We start from the raw sequence: 23,162 nt of genomic DNA, 5'->3' as shown, positions 1-23,162 counted from the left end.
CCTGCGCGCCAAGCAGGCATGGAAAGCGTTGTTCGAGCGTCGTTGCATCGGCGCAAAACCGCATAGCGGTTCATTCGGAAAAGCCCTGCGCAAACGATATCCGGCATAAAGGCCGCTTGTTTGCGGGGTTATTCCAACTCGCCTACAATCGAGTGCTCCATGCCGGTTATCACGCAGAACTCCCCATAACACGACGAAGGAACCGCATCATGTCATTTACGCTCCCGCCGCTGCCGTTCGCGAAGAACGCCCTCGCTCCGCACATGTCGGAAGAGACGCTCGAGTTCCACTACGGCAAGCACCACCAGGCTTACGTCACGAATCTGAACAACCTGATTCCGGGCACCGAGTTCGAAAAGCTCTCGCTCGAAGAGATCGTCAAGAAGTCGTCGGGTGGCGTGTTCAACAACTCGGCGCAGATCTGGAATCACACGTTCTTCTGGAACAGCCTCTCGCCGCAAGGCGGCGGCGCACCGTCGGGCGCGCTCGGCGACGCGATCAACGCGAAGTGGGGCTCTTACGACGCGTTCAAGGAAGCCTTCACGAAGGCTGCCGTGGGCAACTTCGGTTCGGGCTGGACGTGGCTCGTGAAGAAGGCTGACGGCTCGCTCGACATCGTGTCGACCAGCAACGCCGCCACCCCGCTCACGACCGACGCCAAGGCGCTCCTCACGATCGACGTGTGGGAACACGCTTACTACATCGACTACCGCAACGCGCGTCCGAAGTTCGTCGAAGCGTTCTGGAACATCGTGAACTGGAACTTCGCAGCACAGAACTTCGCGTAATACGAAGCCCTGCTGAATGCGCCGCACTGGCTGCGGCACATGCAAAAGCCCTCGATGCGAGTCGAGGGCTTTTTTGTTTTGTGCGAAGCGTTTTATACAAACGAATTTACGCAAACGCGGCGATGGTTTCCTGCGTCGAGCGCACGTGGCCCATGTGGCGGAACAGTTTCTCGAACGAAAAGTGATGCATCTCCTCGTTCAGACCCGAGGTGGCATCTTCGACGAACACGAGCTTGAAGCCGAGATCGAACGCCGCGCGCGCGGTGGATTCGACGCCGAAGTTCGTGGCGATGCCGCCGATGACGATGGTGTCGATGCCGCGGCGGCGCAGTTGCTGCTCGAGGTTCGTGCCGTAGAACGCGCCCCACTGGCGCTTGGCGACGATCACGTCCTCGGGTTGCGCGCCGATCTCGGGCACGAGTTCCGAGGCTTCTGCCGGTGCGGGCGGCGTGTCGGGCGTGCGGCCGGGCGCGTCGGCGGGCAACGCGAGCAGTTCGTTCAGGAGCACGTGCACCCAGACGACGGTGCCGCCCTTGGCGCGCAGTGCGTCGGCGAGCGGTTTGGCGTTGGCGACGACCTGCGCGCCGCTATAGGGCGCGATCTGGCGGCCTACGATGCCGTGCTGAAGGTCGATCATCACGAGCGCCGTGGTGCGCGCATTCAGTGAAAGTGCTTGCGTCATGGTTCACCTATATGTGAGGATGGCTTCACATAATCATACACGAATGTGAAGGAGGCTTCAGATATGGCGGCAGACCCGCTTGCGCGTAAAGAGGCGCAAAAGGAAGAGGCACGCGACAACGCCCGGCGCGTGCCGCGTCAGGAACGCGCGGCGCGCACGGTCGAGGCGCTGCTCGAAGCCGCAGGCGAAGCCTTCGCCGAGCGCGGCTTCGAAGCGGCGACGATGACGCAGATCGCGCAGCAGGCGGGCGTTTCGGTGGGCGCGGCGTATCAGTACTTTCCGAACAAGGAGGCACTGGCCCTCGCGCTGCGCAAGCGCTATGGCGACGAAATGGACGCGCGCTGGAGCGCGCTCATCGCCGCGCACGACGATGCAGGCAAGCTGCCGCTCGCGCAACTCGTCGAGCGGCTGTTCGACTTGATGGTCGATCTGATGCACGACTATCCCGCGTATTTGCCGCTGCTTTCCGTGCCGCTCGGCTTCAAGCGCGATGCGGCCGTGCGCAATCTGCTGCGCCAGCGTTTCACGGCGCTCTTCCTGCGTTATCAGCCGGCGCTTGCGTCGGACGAGGCCTATCGCGTGGCCGAAGTCATGCTGCAGGTCATCAAGAGCCTCAACCCACTATACGCCGCGGCGAAGCCGAAGGAGCGCAAGCTGCTGGTCGCCGAGTACAAGGGCGTGCTGGCGGCGTGGCTCGCCGTGCGGCTCGCGTGAGCCCTCGAGCCGCAGACACAGCGCTTTAGCGCAGCAACGGGTCGTCGCGCGACTCGAGCACGCGGTCGATCAAGCCGTACTCGGCGGCCGCGTGGGCCGACATGAAGTTGTCGCGGTCGCTGTCGTGCGCGATCTGCTCGATGCCGCGTCCGGTACGCGCGGCGAGTATCGCGTTCAGGCGCTCGCGCAGGTACAGGATCTCGCGCGCCTGCAGCTCGACATCGGCGGCGGTGCCCTGGCCGCCTCCCGAAGGTTGATGGATCATGATGCGTGCGTTCGGTAGTGCGAAGCGTTTTCCCTTTGCACCCGCGGCGAGCAAAAACGACCCCATGCTGGCGGCGAAACCCGTGCACAGCGTCGAGACATCGGGCTTGATGAATTGCATCGTGTCGTAAATGGCGAGTCCGTCGTAGACCGAACCGCCCGGCGAGTTGATATAGAAGCTGATGTCCTTGTCCGCGTTTTCCGCTTCGAGAAAGAGCAATTGCGCGACCACGAGGCTCGCGCTTTGTTCGGTCACCGGCCCGACGAGGAACACGATGCGCTCGCGCAGGAGGCGTGAGTAGATGTCGTAGGCGCGCTCGCCGCGCCCCGAGGTTTCGATCACGGTCGGGACGAGATTGAGCGCGCTCGGCGGCAATGCTGCATGATTCAGTGCAAAGGATGGCATGACGGGCCTCGTGTTTTTTCCGTAGGCGGCGCGATTGCGCCACTGCTGCCATGACGCCCGCCGCGGGTCGCCCGTGACGAAAATATTTTTGCGTGAGGCTGTCACGCCGGCCGCGTGCCGGACGTCATGAGAGAAAGGGCGGCAGCGAGCACGCATGGCGAAGGAGCGAAGCGAATGACGCAGGCGATCGACACAATCGAAGGAACGAGTCTGGAAGGCACCGGGTGTAATGAGGCTGCGACCCCAGTGAGCGACGAAGCCGAGCCGGCGCCGGCAGCGTGGACCGACGCGCGCCGCGCCGCCGCCTTCGGCGAGGCGCGCGCTCGGCTCATTGCGCTGGCCGCACGCGTGCTGGGCAGCCGTGCGGAGGCCGAGGACGTCGTGCAGGACGCGTGGTTCCGCTGGCGCGACGCCGACGCACAAGCCCTGCGCGTCCCGCAGGCGTGGCTCGCCACGGTCACCGTGCGCCTTGCGATCGACCGGCTGCGGCGTTTGCGTCGCGAGCAAGCGGGCGAACACGAGGCCGCGTGGCTCGACGACGCGGCGCCTTCTGCGGAAGAGGCGGGCTTGCGCGCGTGGCGCTTCTCGGACGCGCTGCTGCTGCTGCTCGAAAGGCTGGGACCGCTCGAGCAGGCGGTGTTCGTGCTGCGCGAGGCCTTCGACTGCGACTACGCGCAGATCGGCGCACTCACCGGCTGCACGAACGAGCATTGCCGGCAGATCGTGCGGCGCGCCCGTGTTCGGCTCGCTCGCGAGGCCGTGCCGCAAGCGGCGCCAGCAGACAAAGTGCGGCACGCGCGCACGGTCGAGCGCTTGCGTGACGTACTGCAAGCACAGGATCGCGTGGGATTGATGGATCTGCTGGGGGTGACGGCAAACGCGCTGGTCGTGGCGAGCGCGGCCGAAGAGTCTCGCAGCGAGGTCCCGCAAGAAGCGCCCGTTGCGCGCGTTCTGCGCGCCGAAGCGCTTGCGCTGGACGGCGAGCCGGGCGTGGCGCTCGTCGCGCAGGACGGCGCGCTCGCCGCCTGGCTGCATGTGCGCGACGACCGCGACGGGCTGCCCGAGCCGGTCGTTTGTGTCGCGGCAACGGAAGGGGGAAGCGCGGGGCCGGCCAACCGGCTTCAGGCCGCCAACCGGGCTTTCGGCGGGGAGGCGGTGCGCAAGATGCTGGCCCGGCTCGCTTCGAGCGACGGCGCGGCGTGCGTGTCCACGCTTACCGTCACCGCTCGCGCGTGCGCCACACACGGCTGCGCGACGCTGCTCACCGAGCCGCTCGTCCTCGCGTAAGCCAGGCCTCGGCCTGAATGGGCGCTAGCCGCGCAACGCGGCGTCCCAGTTGATATCGACGCACAGTACCTGCACGCCGTGCTCCGTTTGCAAGGCGACCGAGGCCGTGACGCACAGGTGCGCCTCGTTGATCGACAGATAGGGCGGCGTGAACTGCACGCGGCCTGGCGCCTTCCTTGCGCCGATGAAGTAAGGCCGCCGTTCCCAGCTTGCGCCTTCAGAATGCAGCAGCGGCCGGAAGCGCTTGGCGCGCTGCGACGTGCGGCCGTCGGGCAGCACGTTGTCGCCGATCTGGCGGCCCGACGCGTCGAGCAGGAAGCAGCGCGCCGTGTCGTCGAGGCCGAGCAGCGGCAGCGTGGCGTCGCTCATGGTCGCGCCCTCGGCAAGCTGCTTCGCGGCCGCTTCGATGGCGCTCACGTACGGCGCGAGGCGCGCCGACTGCGAACGCTCGCGCGCGGCCACGCGCTCGCGCAGGCGCGCCGAAAGATCGTCCATGAGCTGCGCGGCCTTGGCCGGCGGCACCGGCTCGACGTCGGGCCGCGCGAAATACGCGCCCTGCACGAAGTCGGCGTTGCTTTCCAGCGCGATCAGCGCGTCGCGCTCGGTCGAAAGGCCGCCCACGAGCACGAGCTGACCGGACTCGTGCAGCATCGAGACGAGCCCCGGCAGCACGCGCTCGATATGCGCGTGGCGGCTCGCCTGGGCGAGCAGGCTGCGGTCGAGCGTGACGATGTCGGGCCGCACCTGCCACACGCGGTCGATGTTCGAATGCTTCGCGCCGAAGCCATCCAGCGCGATCACGAAGCCCGCCTTGCGCAATCCGTCGATGATCTCCGCGAAGCGCGAATTCTCGCCCCCTGCCTGTTCCGACACTTCCAGCACCACGCGTTGCGGCTGCAGGCCGAGCGCCTTGAGGCCGGCGAGCAGGGCGTCGCCGTAGCTCGTGTCCATGAGCGCGGCCGGGTGCAGGCTCAGAAAGAGCCATTCGTCATGCGAATCGAACGCGTTGAAGTTGCCCAGATGCAGCGATTCCGCGAGACGCCCCAGTTCGAGCAGGTCGCCGCGGCGCGCCGCCTGCGTGAACACCTCCTGCGAGGGCGCCTGCTGGCCTTGCTCGTCGTGCGCGCGCAGCGACGCGTGATAGCCGATCGCGCGCCGGTGCGCGACCGAAAACACGGGCTGGAACACGCTGAAGACGGTGTAGCCGCCGTATAGCACGGTGCGGCGGGCGCCTTCTTCGCCGGCGATGGGGCGAGACTGGAAACCGGGGGGATCGATGTCGATCATGCTGGTCATTTCGTTTCGATGGCGCTCGGGACGGACGTGACGGGCGGGACGCGTGAGCGTCAAGTTTACAGGATAGAACAGCAAAAAGTATGCGAGTGCCGGGTCCAGCGGCCGTTCACCCGTGCAATGGCGCACGTGCTATTTCGGGATGGTGTGCGGGATGGTGCGTGAATCCGGCGCGAAACCAGGCGACGCACAGCCACGAGGCGCGCCGCACCTTTGCGGTGCGCGCGCCGGCGGTGAGGATGCGACCGCAACGACCCCGGGCCCGGCTTGTCAGGCGCGCTGTCAGGTCCGCTCGGACGGATCGGTCTTCTTCGCGGTGCGGCGCAGGTCCGACGAGAGCTGCGCGAAGATCCACGACGAGCCCGCCGTAATGATGCCCACGCAAATGAAGGTCGCGTGGAACGCCGGAATCACGTTCTCGCCCGTCTTGTGGCCCATGATGCCCGTGAAGGTGGTGAGCAGCGCGCCCGCGACGGTCACGCCGAGGCTCATCGAGAGCATTTGCACGAGCGAGAAAAGGCTGTTGCCGCTACTCGCGCCGCCCGTGCCGAGGTCCTTGAGCGTGAGCGTGTTCATCGCCGTGAACTGCATCGAGTTCACGGCGCCGAAGATCGCCAGTTGCGCGATGCGCATCCACAGCGGCTCGTGGGGCGTGGAAAGCGCGAAGCTCGCCATCATGAGGCCCACGAGCACCGTGTTCGACACCAGCACGCTGCGGTAGCCGTAGCGCATGATGAGATACGTCACGAGGCGCTTGGAGAACATGCCCGCGGCGGCCGTGGGCAGCATCATGAGGCCGGCCTCGAACGCCGTGTAGCCGAGCGCCACCTGAAGCAGCAGCGGAATCAGATACGGCATCGCGCCGCTGCCGATGCGCGCGAACAGGTTGCCGAGCAGCCCCACGCTGAAGGTGTGGATCTTGAAAAGGTCGAGCGAAAAGATCGGCTGTGGCGTGCGCACCGCGTGCAGACCGTAGGCCACGAACGCGGCGAGCGAAAGGATGAAGAGCACGAGCACGGTGGCGTGCTGGATGCCGAATTCGCTGCGCCCGTCGAGCGCGAACGAAATCGCGAGCATGCCGATCACGAGCAGCAGGTAGCCCGGCAGGTCGAAGCGCGGCGTGTCGGGGTTGCGGCTGTCGGGCATGAAGATGAAGGTGGCGATGCAGCCCACCACGCCCACCGGCACGTTGATGAGAAAGATCCAGTGCCACGAGGCGATCTGCACGAGCCAGCCGCCGAGCGTCGGGCCGATGAGCGGGCCGATCAGCCCCGGAATCGCCACGAACGAGAGCGCGGGCAGATAGCGTTCCGCGGGAAACGTGCGCAGCACGGCAAGACGGCCGACCGGCAGCAGCATGGCGCCGCCCACACCTTGCGCGACGCGCGAGGCCACGAGCTGGTTCAGTGTATGGGCGCTCGCGCACAGGAGCGAGCCGACCGTGAACACGAAGATCGCGCCGAGGAACACGCGCCGCGTGCCGAGCTTGTCCGCGAGCCAGCCCGATACGGGAATCATCACCGCCATCGTGAGCGAATACGCGATCACCACTGATTGCATGCGCAACGGTAGTTCGCCGAGGCTCCTCGCCATCGCCGGCAACGCCGTGTTGACGATGGTCGAATCGAGGGTCTGCATGAAGAAGCCGGTGGCGACGAGCCACAGCATCACGGACAGCGAGCGGGGCGACGCAGTGGTGCTGGACGCAGCGGTGGATTCGGACATGGGCGAGGAGAGGGGCGCGCAGGCAAGCGCCATTGTAGGGAAAACGGCGCGCGCACGCAGACGGCCGGGCCGGCTGCCGCAAATGTGGCGTAAGCGGCCAAGGCGCCGGGGCGTGCGGCGCCTCGCGCGTTTATCCGTCGAGGCGCGCCGCCGCCGCGAAGAAAGCCTGGGCGCGCGGGTCGAGCGTGAGCGCCACGTTGATGCGAATCCACGGGCTCGCCTCGCCTTGCGGGCGGAAGTGGCTGCCCGGCGAGACCGCCACGCCGAGCGGCTCGCCGCAGGCAGCGAGGCGGGTGGAATCCTCCACGTGCGGCACGCGCGCCCAGACGAACTTACCGCCCGTTTGCGCATAGCCGCGCGCCGCGCTCGCCGCGGCGGTCGACGCCGCCGCGCTGCCGAACAGCTCCCACCCATGCGCTTCGAGCGTGCGCGTGGCCGATCCTTGCGCGTCGGCGATGCGCCGGCGCAGTCGTTCGAGGTATTTGCGATACGCGCCGCGCTCGAGCAGCGTGGCGGCCACGGCCTGCGAGAAGCGCGAGCCGCTGATGCTGGTGAGCGCCTTGATGGCCGCGAGATCGCGCACGATCGCCGGGTTCGCGACCACGTAGCCCACGCGCAGCGCCGAGGAGAGCGTCTTCGAAAGTCCGCCCACGTACACGACGTGCTCGAACTGGTCCAGCGCCGCGAGCCGGTCGGTGGGATCGGCCTGGAAGTCGGCGTAGATGTCGTCCTCGACGATCGTGAAGCGGTGCTCGCGCGCGAGCTGCAGCAGGCGGAACGCGACAGGCGGCGAGATCGTCGAGCCGGTCGGGTTGTGGAACACCGTGTTGACGAAGAACGCGCGCGGATGGTGCTCGGCGAGCATCGCGTGCAAATGGTCGAGGTCGGGTCCGCTCGCCGTGCGGCGGATGCCCACGAGGCGCACCCCGTGCAGCTTGAGCAGACCGTACAGGTTGTAGTAGCCTGGGTCCTCGACGAATACCGTGTCGCCGGGCTTGAGCATGTAGCGCATGAGCAGGTCGAGGCCTTCGCTCGCGCCTTCGGTAATGAGGATCTGCTGCGTCTCGGCGACGATGCCAAGCGGCGCGAGCCGGTTGCGCAGATGCTCGCGCAGCGTGGCGTCGCCCGTTGGCGTGCCGTAGTCGACGAGGCTCGCGGGGTCGCTGCGCGACACATGGCGGATCGCCTGGCCGAGCGCGTCGATGTCGCGCCACGCCTGCGGGATCGAGCCGCTGTCGAGCTGCAGCAGCTCGCCCTCGCGTTCGAGCTGGCTGAGCAGGTGACCCGATTCGTCGGCGGCGTTCGAGAGGTCGCAGGTGCCCATGCCGGAGAGTCCCGCGCGCGCGTGCTCGCTCACGTAAAAGCCCGAGCCGTGGCGCGAGTCCAGATAGCCGAGCGAGACGAGCCGGTCATAGGCCTCGATCACGGGAAAGCGGCTGATGGCGTAATCGGCGGCGAACTGGCGGATCGACGGGAGGCGCGAGCCCGGGTGCGCCGCGCGCGAGCGGATCCACGTCTGCACGCCGGTGACGATCTGGTCGGTGAGCGGCACATCGCTCGCGCGGTCGAGTTCGAGTTTCATCTGGGTCTCGCTGGGTAGGCCGCTTGAGGCTGCGGTTTGAAACGGCAGTGACTGTTCGGTTTTTTGGCTGCACAGTTCCAGATGAACTGTTCGGAACTGTACATGGGATCGTGCGTCGCTGATCGCAATAATGCTCCTACCGGGAAGGCGCTTCAAGTCCTTGTCAGCCAGCCTTCCCACGGCCATCCGAGGGTGACTCGGCGGCCAGTCTGCAAGGAGCACGGCAATGCGCGAAATCCGAATCTTCGAACTGGAACATGGCGAGCCCGTCGAAACCTGGCGGCTCGGCGAGGCAATTCAATTGCATGTGAGCGAGGGCGAACTGTGGCTCACGATCGCGGGGGACGCCGGCGACTACTGGCTGCGCGCCGGCGAGTCGATCGGACTGGCCGCGGGCGTGCGCGTGCACGTGAGCGCGGGCCGCGAAGGGGCGCGTTTCGTGCTGGCGCTGGGCGGCGCAAGCGCCGCTGCGCCGGCGTGGACGGTGGCGCCGGTCGACATGGAACGCGTGCGCGCGGCGGGTGCGAGCGGTGTCGCGGCGCGCATCGGCGAGGCGTTGCGCGGCTGGGTGCAGCGCGGGCAGTGGGGCGTCCGGGCGGCGGGTTGAGCCGGGTTGGCGTCGTTGCTCGTCCTACGCGATGTGCCGGGCGGCAGGCGTCGTATCGCCTGCCATTTCCCCCACGTAGCGCGCGCGCGGACGGATCAGCCTGCCGTCGGCGGTCTGTTCGAGCGCATGCGCGATCCAGCCCGTCACGCGGCCCGCGGCGAACAGCGTGAACGCCGCGCCGCGCGGCAGCCCCAGCACGCGCTCGATGGCCGCGAGCGCGTAGTCGAGCGTCGGCCGCGCGCCGCTCGTCTCGGCCACGGCCTGGGCGAGCGCGTCGACTTCGTCCATCGGCGAGCGCGCCGGCGCGCGTTGGGCGAGCAGGTCCAGCAGGAGGCGCGCGCGCGGGTCGCCATCGGGATAGAGCGGATGGCCGAAGCCGGACAGCGGCACGGCTGCGCCGAGTTCGTCGGGCGCGAGACGGTCGGCAAGATAGCGATGCAGGTCGTCGGCGCGCGCGGCTTCGTCGAACAGCGCAGCCACGCGCGTGGTTTCGCCGCCGTGGCGCGGCCCGGCCAGCGCGGCCAGGCCGCCCGTTGCCGCGCCGAACAGATGCGTGCCGGTGGAGGTGATGCAGCGCACCGTGAACGTCGAGGCGTTCAGTTCGTGGTCCGCGCACAGCACGAGCGCTGCGCGCAGCAAGTCGGTTTGCGCGCGCGAGCGCACGCCCCACGCCTCGCCTAGCTGGCGGTGCAGCGGTTCGTTCGACGGTGCGGTGGAAACGAGCGCCGCCGCGAGCAGGCGCATGAGCATCGCAGCGGTGTCGATTTGCGCGTCGCGGCCTTGCGCCCAGATGCGCGGCATCTGCGCGGCGGCGGCGGGCAACAGCACGAGCGCGCGTTCGAGCGGTGTGTGCCCGCTCCAGATCTTCAGCCATGCGGACCATTGCGCGGCCGCGATGGGCGCCTCGGGCGCCTGCAGCACGCGGCGCGGCGCGCATTGCCACAGCAGCGCCGCGACCTCTTCGAGCGAGGCCTGACGCGCGAGCGCGATGGCGTCCTCGCCGCGATAAAAGAGCTTGCCGTCGGCGATCAACGTGATCGACGATTCGAGCACGGGCACGCCCCAGTCGAGCACCTTCTGCGCGACCTTGCCCGCGCGCTTGCCATCGGCCTTGCGGCGCGCGAGGCGGCGCACCTCGGCGGCGTCGTAGCGGTTGTGGCGGCCATGGGGCGAGGGTGCCGAGGCGATGAGTCCGCGGCTCACATAGGCGTAGAGCGTGGCCCGGCTGATGCCGAGTTCGATAGCGGCTTGTTCCGCGGTCATATAGCTGGACATGGTGGCTCGCCTCCTGGAACCGGAGAAATCAATCTATGTTGATCATCATAATCAAGATTGATCCGGGATTCGAGCGGCGCGACGATGCGTGACATCACTTTGGCTCATTTTCTCCTCGCTTCCCTCACAAAAGGACTGCACGCCATGACGCCACGCGACGCGCTCGAACACCTCTGGATGCTGGCAGCCTGCGACCCGTCCGCGCTCGACTGGCTCGACATGGAAGGCGTCGATCCCGGCTTGCCGTCGATTTTTCGCGTGGGCACGCTCGCGGCGGCGAGCATCGGCGCGGCGGGGCTCGCGGCCGCGCAACTGCACGCGCTGCGCACGGGCCGGATGCAGCGCGTCGCGATCGACGTGCGCCGCGCGCTCGCCGCGTTTCGCAGCGAGCGCTATTTGAGCGTGGACGGGAAGCCGCCCGCGGAGCTGCGCCATCCGGTGACGGGCCATTTCCCGACCGGTGACGGCCGCTGGATCCAGCTGCACGCGAACTTCCCGCATCACCTCGCGGGCATCCTGCGCGTGCTCCAATGCGCGGACCACCGCGACGCCGTCGCGCGCGCAATTCTTGGCTGGGAGGGCGCGGCGCTCGACGACGCGCTCGCGCAAGCGGGCCTGTGCGCCGCGCTCGTGCGCGCACCGCGCGAATGGGCCGCGCACGAGCAGGCGAAGGCGGTGGCGAGCCTGCCGCTCTTCGAGATCGAGCGCATCGGCGACGCGCCTCCCGAGGCGCCGCGAGCGGGCGCCGGGGCGCGTCCATTGGAAGGCGTGCGCGTGCTCGACCTCACGCGCATCATCGCGGGGCCGGTGGCGGGGCGCACGCTCGGACAGCATGGCGCGGACGTGCTGCTCATCAACGGCCCTCATCTGCCGAACATCGCGCCGCTCGTGATCGACAACGGCCGCAGCAAGCGCTCCGCCTTGCTCGACCTGCGTGACGCAGCCGCGTGCGAGCAGTTACGCGCACTCGCGCGCGACGCCGATGTGTTCGTGCAAGGGTACCGGCCGGGCTCGCTCGCCGCGCGCGGCTTCGCGCCCGAAGCGCTCGCGCAGGTGCGGCCCGGCATCGTGTGCGTGTCGATCGGCGCGTATGGGCATCGCGGGCCGTGGCGCAAGCGGCGCGGCTTCGACAGCCTCGTGCAGTCGGCGAGCGGCATCGTGTGGGCCGAGAGCGTCGCCGCGGCAAAACACGGCAACGGCGCAGCCGGCGCGCAGCCATTCACCACGGCCCGCCCGTTGCCGTGCCAGGCGCTCGATCACGCCACGGGCTATCTCGCCGCGTTCGGCGCGATGGTGGCGCTCGCGCGGCGCGTGCGCGAAGGCGGCAGCTGGCACGTTCGTCTTTCGCTCGCGCAAACGGGCCGCTGGCTGCAGACGATGGGCACGCTCGAAGACGGCCAGCAGGCACCCGAGGTGGGCGCCCCCGATCTCGCCGATTGCCTGGAGGAAATGGACTCGCCGTTCGGGCGCGTGCGCGCGGTGGCGCCCGTCGAGCGGCTCGAACTCACGCCTGCGTTTCATGCGCGGCCGCCGGTGCCGATCGGCAGCGATGCGCCGGTCTGGAACGACTAGGTGCTGTCGCGTTTTCGCGCGCTACTTGCGCAGTTCCGCGACGAAATCGTAATAATCGTTGCGGCAGTAGGTATCGGTGAGTTCGATGGCGCGCTGATCGGCCGTATAGCCCACGCGCGTGATGAGCAGCAGCGCCTCGTTGGGCGCGATGCTCATCTGCCGCGCGATCTCGTCGCTCGCGTTCACGGCGCGAAAGTGTTGCAGCGCGCGCACGATCGAAAGCCCGCGCTGTTCGAGAAAGCTATAGAGCGAATCGCCGATCGCGTTCGGGTCGGGAATCAGCGCGGCGGGAAAGGTGGAGTTTTCGACGGCCATGACGATGCCGTCGGCCAGACGCAGGCGCTTCAGGCGCGTGACGGCCGCCGCCGGCGAGAGCCCGAGCTGGATCACTTCATCGCGGCTTGCGGGCTGGATTTCGCGCGAGAGCCAGCGCGAACTCGGCGTGAAGCCGCGCTGGCGCAGCATCTCGCTGAAGCTCGTGAGGCGCGAGAGCGGGTCTTCGATGCGCGGCGTGATGAAGCTGCCCGCGCCTTGCGTGCGGCGAATCAGGCCCTGCTCGACGAGCAGCGCGATCGCCTTGCGCGCCGTGATGCGCGAAACGCCGAGCGACTCCGCGAGTACGCGCTCCGAAGGCAGGGCTTCGCCCGCGTTCCAGCGATTGTCGTGGATCGCGAGGCTCAGCTTGCGCGCGAGCTGCAGATAGAGCGGCGTGTCGTTGTCCGGGTCCGGGCGCAGGTCGCGCCAGCGGTCTTCCGTGGGTGCGTTCATGGGAGGCAGGCATGAAAGGCGAACGGCAATTTTATGTCATCGATGCGCAATCGCGGAAATGAACGGCTTGCGAGAGTGCGTATGACCGCATTGCGCGCGAGGCGATACACTGGCCGTTCTTTGCCAGTGGGCGCCGTTGCAGCGCGCAAAGGGAGATCATGACGACCGATATCGCAAGCGTCGCATTGCCGGACGGCGAACGCATTCCGAAGCTGGGGCAGGGCACGTGGGAAATGGGCGAGCGCAGCGCGCAGCGCGCGGCGGAAATCGCCGCGCTGCGCGAAGGCGTGGCGCTCGGCATGACGCTCATCGACACCGCCGAGATGTACGGCGACGGCGCGACCGAGCGCCTCGTCGGCGAGGCTTTGCAGGGCCTGCGCGACGAGGTGTTTCTCGTGAGCAAGGTGTATCCGCACAACGCGAGCCGCAGCGGCGTCGCGCGCGCGTGCGAGGCGAGCCTGAAACGTCTCGGCACCGACCGGCTCGATCTCTATCTGCTGCACTGGCGCGGCGGGGTGCCGCTCGAAGAGACGGTCGAAGGGTTCGAAGCGCTCGTGCGCGCGGGCAAGATCCGTCACTGGGGCGTGAGCAACTTCGACACCGACGACATGGATGAGCTGTTCGCTAAGCCCGGCGGCGACGCGTGCGCGACCAACCAGATTCTCTACAACATCGCGCGGCGCGGCGCGGAATTCGACCTGCTGCCGTGGAGCGCCGCGCATCGCATGCCGGTGATGGCGTATAGCCCCGTCGATCACGCGCGCTTGCCGAGGCGCTCGCCGCTCGACGATATCGCTCACGCACACGGGGTGTCGGTCTATCGCGTGGCGATGGCGTGGGTGCTGGGTCAAAGCGGGGTCTGTGCGATTCCGAAGGCGGGGCGCGTCGAGCACGTGCGCGACAACCGCGCGGCGCTCGATCTCGTACTCGGCGAGCAAGAGCACGCGGCGCTCGACGCGTATTTCAAGCCGCCGCGCAGCAAGCGTCCGCTCGAGATGCTGTAGGGCGCGAATGGGGTAGGCGTTTGCATGCGCGGTCATACCAGGCATCGGCGTATGGCGAGCAGACAGCCGGTGTGGCCGCCCGGGAACGCCACGCGCATCGCGCATCCGGCTACCGGCCCACGGCGGCGGTGCCCGGCCGGGGGACCGGGACGCCGCCGCCGACGCCAGGACTGGCGCGCCTGGCCGTCGCGCCAGATCGGAGTGGCTGCGGCGGTCTGCCTGCACCGCCGTACAGGTTCAATGACCGCTGCCATGGCCGCCACCGTGTCCGCCGCCGTACCCGCCGCCCGGGCCGCCCGACGGTCCACCTTTGCCGAATCCACCTCCGAAGCCACCGCCGAATCCGCCGAAACCCCCGCCAAAGCCGCCGCCGAATCCGCCTGCTGGGCCGCCCGAAGGGCCGCTAGCCGATCCGCCGTGGCTGCCGCAGCCACAGCCGCCTGAACTGCCGCTGCTGTTACTACCGCCGCTGCTTCCGCCACCGTTGTTGCCACCGCCGTTATTACCGCCGCCGCTGTTACTGCTACCGCTGTTGCTACCGCCGTTGCTTCCCCCGCCGCCTTTCCCACTGCCGCCTTTCCCGCCGCCGGAGTTGCTGGAACCGCCTCCCGAACCGCTCGGTCCCGTCCCTCCGACGCTAGAGCTGCCGCTGCGGCCAAGCCCTCCCGTGCTGGCCGTCGCGGCGCCCGCACCGCCGCCGCTGCCGCCGTTGCTGCCGCTCGATGAACCCGGGCCGCCACGGCCGCCGCCGTTGCCCCGGAAACATGCGCTGCCCGTCCGGCTAATGCAATCGTTCGGCGCGAATACCGTGGAGACGTCGCTCGCCAGCGCAGCCGAATCGGACTCCGAATCAGTTTTCGACGAGATGCTGGCAGCAGGCGAATCGGCAGCAACCGGTGCGCCGAAAGCCCCGAAGCCCTCGGCCCCGCTCGCCGGCAAAGGTGCGTCGGCGAGCAGGATCACGGGATTGATGGCATCGCCTGCAGCGTGCGCAGAGATCACGGCAAATAAAACCCCCGCGCCCACCGCGCACATGCCAGCTCCCCGGCTTATCCAATCGCAGTACTGATGAATGTTGATCTTTTTCATCTTGTTCTCCCCGCAAGGCGGCAGCGTGATGCGCTGTCGTCTCCCATGCCCCCGCGCAGGCCGCACGCCTCGTGCGCGTGCGCCGACTCCGTCAGGCTCGCAACCCACTTCGCGCCGGCGTATTGGGTTCATCCGGCTGGAGCGGTACTCGCCAACCAAAAGGCACCCGGTCAGGCCGTGCGCAGGATGACCGGTTTGCACAGGACTGCTTGTGGATTGTCGGGACCCATTGGCGTGGGACGGCAGATTACAAGCGCGTCGAGCAGCCGGTCATCCGTCCGCCCGGTGCGACGCCCCGCGCGTGTCGGGGCGGATTGCACTGGATTGCAGCGGCCGGATGCCTGGTGCCGATATAGCCAGTTTTGTGCCATCGGCCGGGGAGAGGCGTGTGGGGTGGACTTGACAATTGATGTGTCGCCCGCGTGGCAGAAAAAACGCGGAAAACGTTACGACGATGAAACGCGCTCGCTGCATGGCGCGAATCGCGTTGCGAAAGCGGACAGCGCAACGAAGCCGGATGCGATATGCGCACTATCGCGCCGTCAGGTCGCCGCTTGTGTGGCCGCGGTGGCGCTCTGTTGCGCGCGCAATTCGTCTACGGGAATGTGGCAGAGAATGCGATGGCCGCCACCCGCGTCGGCGAGCGGTGGAGGCGCTTCGTCGCAAATGGCGCCGAGCTTGCGCGGGCAGTGCGCGCTGAAAATGCAGCCGCGCCCCGCGGCGTCCGCGCCGTTGGCCGTTGCTGCACCGAGCGCACGCGCGGCCAGCAGCGTTTCTGTATACGGATGCCACGGGCCGTCGAACACCGCGCCGGCCGGACCGCTTTCCACGACGCGGCCCGCATAGAGCACGACGATGCGATCGGCGAGATAGCGCACGACATCCAGGTCGTGCGAAATGAACAGGTAGCTCACGCCGCGTTCGCGCTGCAGGCGTGCGAGCAGGTTGAGAATCGCGGCCTGCACGGAGACGTCGAGCGCCGAGGTGGGCTCGTCGCAGATCACGATGCGCGGCTCGCCCGCGAACGCTTGGGCGATCGCTACACGCTGCTTGAGCCCGCCCGAGAGTTGCCGCGCGCGTGCCACGAGATAGCGTGCCGGTACGCGTACGGCCTCGAGCAGTCCCGCGATGCGCGATTCGTCTGAGGCCTGGTGAACTGCCGGCGTGTCGTCGCGCGGCCGGGACAGCGCGCGCTCGATCAGCCGTTTCACGGGCAGCGCGCGATTGAGCGAGGCGTCCGGATGCTGGAACACGACGCGCAGCGCCGCGCGCTCGTCGGCGCGACGCCGCGCGACGTGGGCGTGCAGGCGCTTGCCGTCGAGTTCGACGGCGCCGCCCGCGTCGGGCGCATGCAGGCCGAGCAGCATGCGCGCGAGCGTCGTCTTGCCGCTGCCCGATTCGCCCACGACGCCGAGCGTCTCGCCCGCATGCAGCTCGATCGATACGCCGTCGAGTGCGCGCACGGCTTGCGCGCCGTGTCCGAAGGTGCGCGAGACGTCGAGCGCGCGCAATACGACGCGCGGTTCGTCTTCGCCATTCGACGGACCACCGCTCGAAGTCTGCGAACCGTCGCCGCCTCCGATCAGATTCCCGAACGGCAAGTCGATCGCGCGTTCGTGATAGTGGCAGCGCGACATCTGTTCGCCGTGCGGCGAGGCCATGCGATGCGGCGGCGGCGCTTCCACGCGGCAACGCGCGTCGGCGAGGCGACAGCGCGGTGCGTAGATGCAGCCGGGCGAGTTCACGCCAGGCGCCGGCAACTCGCCCGGTATCGTGTCGAGCGCGCCCGCATGCTTGTTGCGGCCCTGCGCCGGCAGGCAGCGCAGCAGGCCGACCGTGTACGGATGCCGCGCGCGCTCGAACACGTCGCGCGTCGCGCCTTCCTCGACGAGCCGCCCCGCGTAGAGCACGCCCACGCGTTCGCACATGCGCCCGATCACCGCGAGGTCGTGGCTGATGAGCAGCACCGCCATGCCCAGTTCCGCACGCAGCTTCGCGATGAGGTCGAGCACCTCGGCCTCGACGGTGGCGTCGAGGCCCGTGGTCGGTTCGTCGAGGATCAGGAGCGCCGGGTTCGACGCGAGCGCCATCGCGATCACCACGCGCTGCTGCATGCCGCCCGAGAGCTGATGCGGATAGCTCGCCAGCACGCGGCCCGGATCGGCAATGCGCACACGTTCGAGCATCGCGTGCGAGCGCGAGCGGGCCACGCTCGCGTCGGCGCCCGCGGCTTCGAACGCTTCGTTCAGCTGGCGGGCAATCGTGAGCGTGGGATTGAGTGCGCTGGCGGGGTCCTGATAGACCATCGAAACGGCGTTGGCGCGCAGCGCGCGCAGGCCGTCGGCGTCGAGCGCGAGCACGTCGTCGCCCGCGATCGCGATGCGCCCGGCCTTCACGCGGCCGTTGCGCGGGAGATAGCGCAGCGCGGCGAGCGCGACCGTCGACTTGCCGCAGCCCGATTCGCCGACGAGCCCATACGCTTCGCCGCGCCGGATGCGCAGCGAGACGTCGGTGAGCACGTCGCGGTCGCGCCCGCGCACGCGGTAAGCGACGGTGAGGCCGACGAGCGCGAGCGCGTCGTCGTCGCGCGGCGCGCTGAAGGTGGCGAGAGCGGGGCGTGAAGAAGCGGGGCGGTTCACGATTGGAGTACCTCGCGCAGGCTGTCGGCGATCAGGTTCACGGCCACCACGAGCGAGGCGATGGCGAGCGCGTCGAACGCCACGGTCCACCATGCGCCGCCCGCGAGCAGCGTGTACGACTCGGCGAGCGCGAGCCCCCAGTCGGCGGACGGCGGCTGGATGCCGAAGCCGAGGAACGAGAGCGTCGCCACCGCGAAGATCGCATAGCCGAGGCGTACCGTCGCCTCGACGACGATGGGCGGCCAGACGTTGGGCAGAATCTCCGTGAACATCACGGCGAACGCGCTCGCGCCGCGCAGGCGAGCCGCCGCCACGTAGTCGAGATGGCGCTCGGCGAGCACCGCCGCGCGCACCGTGCGCGCGATGAGCGGCGCAAACGTGATGCCGATCACGAGCACCACGGCGAGATTCGAGGCGCCCACGGCCGCGAGCACGAGCAGCGCGACGATCACGAGCGGCAGCGCGAGCACGGCGTCGAGCGTGCGCGCGACGAGCGTGCCGACTGCGCCTTCGAAATAGCCCGTGATCAGCCCGAGCGCCGCGCCCGCGAGCGTGCCGACGAGCGTGGCGAGCGGCGCGATCGTGAGGATGTCGCGCGCGCCCACGATCACGCGCGAGCAGATCTCGCGGCCGAGCTGGTCGGTGCCGCACCAGTGCGTATGGTCCGGCGGCAGGAGCGAGCTGAGCGGATCGGACGCGTAGGCGTCGTGCGGCGCGAACCACTGGCCCGCGAGTGCGCAGACGATCCACCATAAGAGGATCAGCGCACCCGCGACGAACGAGGGCGAGCGCAGCAGCAGATGCAGCGTGTCGCGCAGACGCGTGTCGGCGAGCGCTTCTTCGCCCGGTTCGCCGCCCGGGAGAATTGCTTCGGATGCCGTATCGTTCATGTGCCTCCCGGCGCGCGCAGGCGCGGGTCGAGCAATGCGTGCAGGGCGTCGGCGGCGAGATTGGCGAGTGTATAGACCGCGCCCACCGCAAGCACGCCCGCTTCGAGCAACGGGAAGTCCTTGGCCTTCGCGGCGTTGAAGATGAGGGAGCCTACGCCAGGATAGCGGAACAGCGATTCGACCACAACGAGCCCGCCAATCAGATAGCCGAGCTGCGTGGCCGCCACCGTCACGCTGGGCAGCAGCGCATTGCGCAGCACGTGCCGCACGATCACGACGTGGCTCGGCAGCCCCTTGAGAATCGCGGTGCGCGTGTAGTCGGCATCGAGCGCCGTGATCGTGCCCGCACGCGCGATGCGTGCGAGATAGCCGAAGAACACGAGCACGAGCGGCAGCACGGGCAGCACGAGGTGCCGCAATTGTTCGAGCGCGCCCGCGCCGCTGGGCGCGGTGGCCTCGATAGGCAGCCAGCGCAGCCACACGCCGAAGATGAGGATCAGCACGATCGACGAGACGAATTCCGGCACCGCGCTCGCGCACAGGCCGCCCGTGCTGATCGCGCGGTCGATCAGGCGGCCTTCGTGGAGCGCCGCCCATACGCCGCCCGCAATGCCGAGCGGCACCACCACCACGAATGCGAGCAGGCCGAGCCTGGCCGACTGCAGGAGCGCGTCGCCCACGAACGGCGCGACGGGCTGCTTGTAGCTCCACGACATGCCGAAGTCGCCGCGCAGCGCATGCGTTATCCACGAAACGTACTGGTCGAGCACCGGCCGGTCCGCGCCCAGTTCGTGATTGAGGGCGGCCACGGCGCGCGCGTCGGCGAGCGGGCCCAGCACGGCGCGGCCGATATCGCCGGGCAGCAGCTGGCCGCCCGCGAACACGAGTACCGAGAGCAGCCAGAGCGTGAAGATCGCCCAGGCGGCGCGCCGGCCGAGAAAGCGTGCGACGCCCGCGCGTGGGGCGAATGCGCGCGCGGTGCCGGCCGGATTCGATATGGGCGGGAGCGGAGTAGCCATCGGACCTCCGTTTCGGGTGCGCTTGGGCCGGTTCAGGCGGCGAGCGTCGCGCGGTCGAAATAGAGCTGGGCGAGCGCCGTGAAGCGCACACCCGAAAGCACGGCGCGCTGTGCGATCAACTGGTCGTAGAAGTACGGGATGATCACGGGCGTCTCGTCGAGCAGCAGCGTCTGAATCTGCCTCGCCACCTGCTTCTGGGACGCTACGTCGAGCGTCGCCGCGAACTGCGCGACCAGCTTGTCGTACTGCGCATTGCGAAAGTGCGCAGCATTCCACGTGCCGCCCGAGGTGAGTGGCGCGTTGAGAAACACGTTCGGCACGCCGCGGTGCCCATAGTCGGTAATGCCGAGCGGCGAGTCGACCCAGTCCGATTTGCCGAACGTGCCCGCGCCGTAGTACTGCGACTGGCTTTCCACCTTGAGCGCGATGCGGATGCCGACCGCCTTCGCCGCGTTCTGCACGACCACGGCGAGGTCCGATATCTCCATGTACTTCTCGGTGGTGAGCGTCACGTCGAAGCCGTTGGGCACGCCCGCCTGCGCGAGCAACTGGCGTGCCTTCGCGACGTCGATCTTGCGCTGGGGCACGTCGGTCGCCGTGGACGGGAAGATGGGCGCGAACGGGCTGTCGTTGCCCACCACGGCGCGGCCCTTGAACAGCCCGCGCACGAGCACGTCGCGATCGAGCGCAAGCGCGAGCGCCTGGCGTACGCGCTTGTCCTTGAACGTGGGCGAGTCGTTGCGCATGTGGATCTGGCGATGCGCGCTCGAGCGCACGCCGATCACCTTGAAGTCGGGATTGTTCAGGATGCCGATGCCGCCCTGCACGGTGAAGGTGCCCATCACGTCGGCCTGGTGGCCTTGCAGCGCGAGCAACTGCGCCTGCTCGTCGGCGTAGAAGGCGAACTCCACGCGCGCGGGCAGCGCCTTGTCGCCCCAATAGTCGGGATTGCGCACGAAGCTCACGCCGCGCCGCGCTTCGAATTTGTCGAGCTTGAACGGCCCGGTGCCGATAAAGCTCTTTTCGTAATTGCCCGCATAGTTGGCGGGCAGCATCACGGCGTTGTAGTTGTCCGAAGAAACGTAGTAGGCGAAGTTGCCGTTGGGCGCGTCGAGGTGGAACTCGACCGTGTGATCGTCGACGGCCTTCGTGCCGCCTTTCGAGAGCACGCCCTTGAGCACCGAGAGCGCCGCCGAGCCGCTTGCGGGGTCGGCGAGGCGATCGAAGGTCGCCACCACGTCCTTCGCGCCGAACGGCTGGCCGTCGTGGAATTTCACGTTGGGGCGCAGCTTGAACGTCCAGACGTCTGCTTTGGCGTTGGCTTGCCAGGAGAGCGCGAGGGCGGGTTGCAAATGGCCTTGCGCGTCGTCGTTGGCGAGGAATTCGCCGGTCTGGTTCAGGAGACACAGCGCGCCCGCATCGGTCACGGTGAGCGGATCGACCGCGCCCGCGGGCATCAGGTGCGCCACGCGGATCGTCTGCTCGCCGGGCTTTGCCGCGCCCTGGGCATGCGCGCCGCGCGGCACGGCGAGTCCCGCAAACCCGGGCAGTGCCGTGAGGCCTACTGCGCTGGCATAGCGCAGCAGCTCGCGGCGCGTGAGGCGGCCGGCAGCGAATTCGTCGAGTGCGTGGTTGCCGTGATCGCCGGCCTGGGGGCGCAGCGCTTCGAGGCTGGGGAGGAGCGGACGGCGGGACTGCGGTCGTTTCATCGGTGCGGGTTTCCGTGCGTTTTCCGTTCAGGGGGCGCGCGAGGCCCGGGGGCGTGCGCGACGGCGGGATGCGGTACGGCAGACGACGAATGGGTGCAGCAAGGTGAAACGATTGACGGGGCTATCGGCGTCAATAGCAGGGCCTAGTTTACGCGCTTTCGGCAAACGAGGCGAAGGGTAGGGTTTCGCGGGGTTGCGCGCGCGTGGCGCGCCGTGCAGTCGTCAGAGGGGCGCGAGTGTCCTAGCGGGCCACGGCGGGCCGGCGCCAGCGATGGAACAGCACCGAGCCGATCCAGCAGGCGATGAATGCCGCGACGATGCCGTAGCCCAGTTCGCCGAAGCGCTCGTTCAGACCTGCGATGAGCGTCCACGCGCCGCCGCTCGCGCCGAGCTTGTCGGCGATGAGCCCGAGGGCTTCCACGCCGCCGATCACGATCGCCACGAGCGCCGAGACGAACGTGATGCTCGCGTTGTAGTAGAGCTTGCGCCTGGGATCGTCCATCGCCCAGCCGTAGGCGTGGACCATCAGCACGTTGTCGGTGGAATCGACGAGCGTCATGCCCGCCGTGAAGAGCGCGGGGAACACGAGAATCGAATAGATCGGCAGGCCCTTGCCCGCTTCGGCGGCGGCGATGGCGAGCAGGCCGATTTCGGTGGCCGTGTCGAAGCCGAGGCCGAACAGCACGCCCACGGGGTACAGATGCCAGCTTTTCGTGACGAGCGCAAAGAGCGGCCTGAGCGCGCGCGAGAAGAGGCCGGCTGGCGCGGGTGTATTCGAGGCGGCGGCGAGCGCTGCGTCGTCGCCTTGCTGCGCGCGGCGGTAACGCATCCACACGTCGCGCAGGATCACGAGGTTCACACCCGCGAGTACGAGCAGGAACGTCGACGAAACGAGCGTGCCGATGATCGAGCCGATCTCGTGGAACTGCTCGAAGCGGCCATGCAGCGAGAGCGCCGTGAGCGCGATGCCGAGCGTGGCGACGATCACGACCGTCGAATGGCCGAGCGAGAACGCGAGTCCCACGCCGAGCGGGCGCTGGCCCTGCTGCATGAGCTTGCGCGTGACGGCGTCGATGGCGGCGATGTGGTCGGCGTCCACCGCGTGACGCAGGCCGAAGCCGTAGGCGAGCAGCGCCGTGCCGAGCAGCAGCGGATAGTGGCGAAACGCGATCAGCGCCCACGCCCACGCGCCGAGGTTGGCGGCGATGAGCGCGGCATAGAGCGGAATCAGGCGGGCGCGGAGCGAGGCGGCGGGCATCGTCAGTGGATCATTGCGTCGTGGTAGGCGGAACGGGCTGCCGCGCGCTCAATGGTCGTGCGGATGACGGTGGATGGGATCGACCCAGTACACGGTTTCCGGCGCTTCGACGGCGTCGATGTTCAGGTTCACCACCACGGCCTCGTTGTCGCTGCGCACGAGCACGCATTCGAGCGGATCGTCGGTGCTGGCGTTGATCTCCTGGTGCGGGACGTAGGGCGGCACGAAGATGAAGTCGCCCGGGCCCGCCTCGGCCGTGAACTCCAGATGTTCGCCCCAGCGCATGCGCGCGTGACCGCGCACGACGTAGATCACGCTTTCCAGCGCGCCGTGATGATGCGCGCCGGTCTTCGCGTTCGGATGGATCGTCACCGTGCCCGCCCAGATCTTCTGCGCGCCCACGCGCGCCGCATTGATCGCGGCCGCGCGGTTCATGCCGGGCGTTTGCGCCGTGTTCGTGTCGAGCTGGTCGCCGCGTATCACTTTGACGCCGTTTTCGCGCCAGTCGATCGGCGCGTCGTCGTGGGGGTGTTCATGGTCGTGTTCGTGACTCATCGTCGTGTCTCCTTGACTGTGGCGGCGCAGCGTCAT

General features: G+C 68.4%; 20 protein-coding genes. 6 read left to right on the top strand and 14 right to left on the bottom strand.

Annotation, left to right across the window (positions count from 1 at the left end):
* The first annotated feature begins 209 nt into the window (after nucleotides 1-209).
* Nucleotides 210-788, top strand: coding sequence for a superoxide dismutase [Fe] (gene sodB / locus AB4Y36_RS02260; protein WP_042266176.1), 579 nt, complete (start codon nucleotides 210-212; stop codon nucleotides 786-788).
* A 106-nt stretch (nucleotides 789-894) separates the two neighbouring features.
* Here the strand turns inward: sodB and AB4Y36_RS02255 are convergent, their stop codons facing one another.
* Entirely contained in the window at nucleotides 895-1,470 is a 576-nt protein-coding gene (locus AB4Y36_RS02255; RefSeq protein ID WP_069262787.1) for an isochorismatase family protein, read from the bottom strand.
* A gap of 63 nt (nucleotides 1,471-1,533) precedes the next feature.
* Between AB4Y36_RS02255 and AB4Y36_RS02250 the strand changes: the two genes are divergently transcribed.
* Nucleotides 1,534-2,184, top strand: coding sequence for a TetR family transcriptional regulator (locus tag AB4Y36_RS02250; protein WP_368682203.1), 651 nt, complete (start codon nucleotides 1,534-1,536; stop codon nucleotides 2,182-2,184).
* A 25-nt stretch (nucleotides 2,185-2,209) separates the two neighbouring features.
* On the opposite strand, the gene clpP is transcribed toward AB4Y36_RS02250, so the two are convergent.
* Complete coding sequence (gene clpP, locus AB4Y36_RS02245) at nucleotides 2,210-2,854, bottom strand: ATP-dependent Clp endopeptidase proteolytic subunit ClpP (protein ID WP_321930894.1); 645 nt, start codon at nucleotides 2,852-2,854, stop codon at nucleotides 2,210-2,212.
* Nucleotides 2,855-3,028: 174 nt separating this feature from the next.
* On the opposite strand from clpP, the gene AB4Y36_RS02240 reads away from it, so the two are divergent.
* Nucleotides 3,029-4,141 carry a sigma-70 family RNA polymerase sigma factor gene (locus AB4Y36_RS02240; protein ID WP_368682202.1) on the top strand — a complete coding sequence of 371 codons (1,113 nt, stop codon included), beginning with the start codon at nucleotides 3,029-3,031 and terminating at the stop codon, nucleotides 4,139-4,141.
* Between the two features lie 24 nt (nucleotides 4,142-4,165).
* Here the strand turns inward: AB4Y36_RS02240 and AB4Y36_RS02235 are convergent, their stop codons facing one another.
* From AB4Y36_RS02235 to AB4Y36_RS02225, 3 genes are all read right to left on the bottom strand, one after another.
* Complete coding sequence (locus AB4Y36_RS02235; protein WP_368604056.1) at nucleotides 4,166-5,437, bottom strand: EAL domain-containing protein; 1,272 nt, start codon at nucleotides 5,435-5,437, stop codon at nucleotides 4,166-4,168.
* Between the two features lie 279 nt (nucleotides 5,438-5,716).
* Nucleotides 5,717-7,159, bottom strand: coding sequence for a multidrug transporter subunit MdtD (gene mdtD / locus AB4Y36_RS02230; RefSeq protein WP_069262782.1), 1,443 nt, complete (start codon nucleotides 7,157-7,159; stop codon nucleotides 5,717-5,719).
* 130 nt (nucleotides 7,160-7,289) lie between these two features.
* Entirely contained in the window at nucleotides 7,290-8,741 is a 1,452-nt protein-coding gene (locus AB4Y36_RS02225; protein WP_368682201.1) for a PLP-dependent aminotransferase family protein, read from the bottom strand.
* A 226-nt stretch (nucleotides 8,742-8,967) separates the two neighbouring features.
* Between AB4Y36_RS02225 and AB4Y36_RS02220 the strand changes: the two genes are divergently transcribed.
* On the top strand, nucleotides 8,968-9,348 hold the full coding sequence (locus tag AB4Y36_RS02220) for a DUF2917 domain-containing protein (protein ID WP_342948487.1): 381 nt from the start codon (nucleotides 8,968-8,970) through the stop codon (nucleotides 9,346-9,348).
* Nucleotides 9,349-9,372: 24 nt separating this feature from the next.
* On the opposite strand, the gene AB4Y36_RS02215 is transcribed toward AB4Y36_RS02220, so the two are convergent.
* Nucleotides 9,373-10,623 carry a citrate synthase family protein gene (locus tag AB4Y36_RS02215; protein ID WP_069262779.1) on the bottom strand — a complete coding sequence of 417 codons (1,251 nt, stop codon included), beginning with the start codon at nucleotides 10,621-10,623 and terminating at the stop codon, nucleotides 9,373-9,375.
* A 144-nt stretch (nucleotides 10,624-10,767) separates the two neighbouring features.
* On the opposite strand from AB4Y36_RS02215, the gene AB4Y36_RS02210 reads away from it, so the two are divergent.
* The gene (locus AB4Y36_RS02210) at nucleotides 10,768-12,195 is read left to right on the top strand and encodes a CoA transferase (RefSeq protein WP_368682200.1); all 1,428 of its coding nucleotides are present in this window, start codon (nucleotides 10,768-10,770) and stop codon (nucleotides 12,193-12,195) included.
* Nucleotides 12,196-12,216: 21 nt separating this feature from the next.
* Here the strand turns inward: AB4Y36_RS02210 and AB4Y36_RS02205 are convergent, their stop codons facing one another.
* A complete protein-coding gene (locus tag AB4Y36_RS02205; protein WP_368604054.1) occupies nucleotides 12,217-12,963 on the bottom strand; it encodes a GntR family transcriptional regulator in 747 nt (248 codons plus the stop codon).
* Nucleotides 12,964-13,121: 158 nt separating this feature from the next.
* On the opposite strand from AB4Y36_RS02205, the gene AB4Y36_RS02200 reads away from it, so the two are divergent.
* Nucleotides 13,122-13,967, top strand: a complete 846-nt coding sequence (locus AB4Y36_RS02200; protein ID WP_368682199.1) for an aldo/keto reductase — start codon at nucleotides 13,122-13,124, stop codon at nucleotides 13,965-13,967.
* A gap of 237 nt (nucleotides 13,968-14,204) precedes the next feature.
* Here the strand turns inward: AB4Y36_RS02200 and AB4Y36_RS02195 are convergent, their stop codons facing one another.
* The 7 genes from AB4Y36_RS02195 to AB4Y36_RS02165 form a co-directional block, all read right to left on the bottom strand.
* Nucleotides 14,205-15,056 (bottom strand): hypothetical protein, encoded by an 852-nt coding sequence (locus tag AB4Y36_RS02195; RefSeq protein WP_368682198.1) that lies wholly within the window; start codon nucleotides 15,054-15,056, stop codon nucleotides 14,205-14,207.
* A gap of 542 nt (nucleotides 15,057-15,598) precedes the next feature.
* A complete protein-coding gene (locus AB4Y36_RS02190) occupies nucleotides 15,599-17,695 on the bottom strand; it encodes a dipeptide ABC transporter ATP-binding protein (protein WP_368682197.1) in 2,097 nt (698 codons plus the stop codon).
* Nucleotides 17,692-18,585, bottom strand: coding sequence for an ABC transporter permease (locus tag AB4Y36_RS02185; protein WP_368604051.1), 894 nt, complete (start codon nucleotides 18,583-18,585; stop codon nucleotides 17,692-17,694). Before AB4Y36_RS02185 ends, AB4Y36_RS02190 begins: the two co-directional genes overlap by 4 nt.
* On the bottom strand, nucleotides 18,582-19,604 hold the full coding sequence (locus AB4Y36_RS02180) for an ABC transporter permease (RefSeq protein WP_069262772.1): 1,023 nt from the start codon (nucleotides 19,602-19,604) through the stop codon (nucleotides 18,582-18,584). Before AB4Y36_RS02180 ends, AB4Y36_RS02185 begins: the two co-directional genes overlap by 4 nt.
* A 32-nt stretch (nucleotides 19,605-19,636) precedes the next feature.
* Nucleotides 19,637-21,313: an ABC transporter substrate-binding protein gene (locus tag AB4Y36_RS02175; RefSeq protein WP_368682196.1), complete on the bottom strand. Its 1,677-nt coding sequence runs from the start codon at nucleotides 21,311-21,313 to the stop codon at nucleotides 19,637-19,639.
* 241 nt (nucleotides 21,314-21,554) lie between these two features.
* On the bottom strand, nucleotides 21,555-22,571 hold the full coding sequence (locus tag AB4Y36_RS02170; RefSeq protein ID WP_069262770.1) for a HoxN/HupN/NixA family nickel/cobalt transporter: 1,017 nt from the start codon (nucleotides 22,569-22,571) through the stop codon (nucleotides 21,555-21,557).
* A 48-nt stretch (nucleotides 22,572-22,619) separates the two neighbouring features.
* Nucleotides 22,620-23,126: a cupin domain-containing protein gene (locus tag AB4Y36_RS02165; protein ID WP_368604048.1), complete on the bottom strand. Its 507-nt coding sequence runs from the start codon at nucleotides 23,124-23,126 to the stop codon at nucleotides 22,620-22,622.
* Nucleotides 23,127-23,162 lie beyond the last annotated feature (36 nt).

Origin of the sequence: Paraburkholderia sp. BR10936 (assembly GCF_040965735.1) — a bacterium.
GTDB classification, from domain to species: domain Bacteria; phylum Pseudomonadota; class Gammaproteobacteria; order Burkholderiales; family Burkholderiaceae; genus Paraburkholderia; species Paraburkholderia nodosa_A.
The sequence above is the reverse complement of the archived record's forward strand: the minus strand, read 5'-3'. Positions and strand labels throughout refer to the sequence as shown.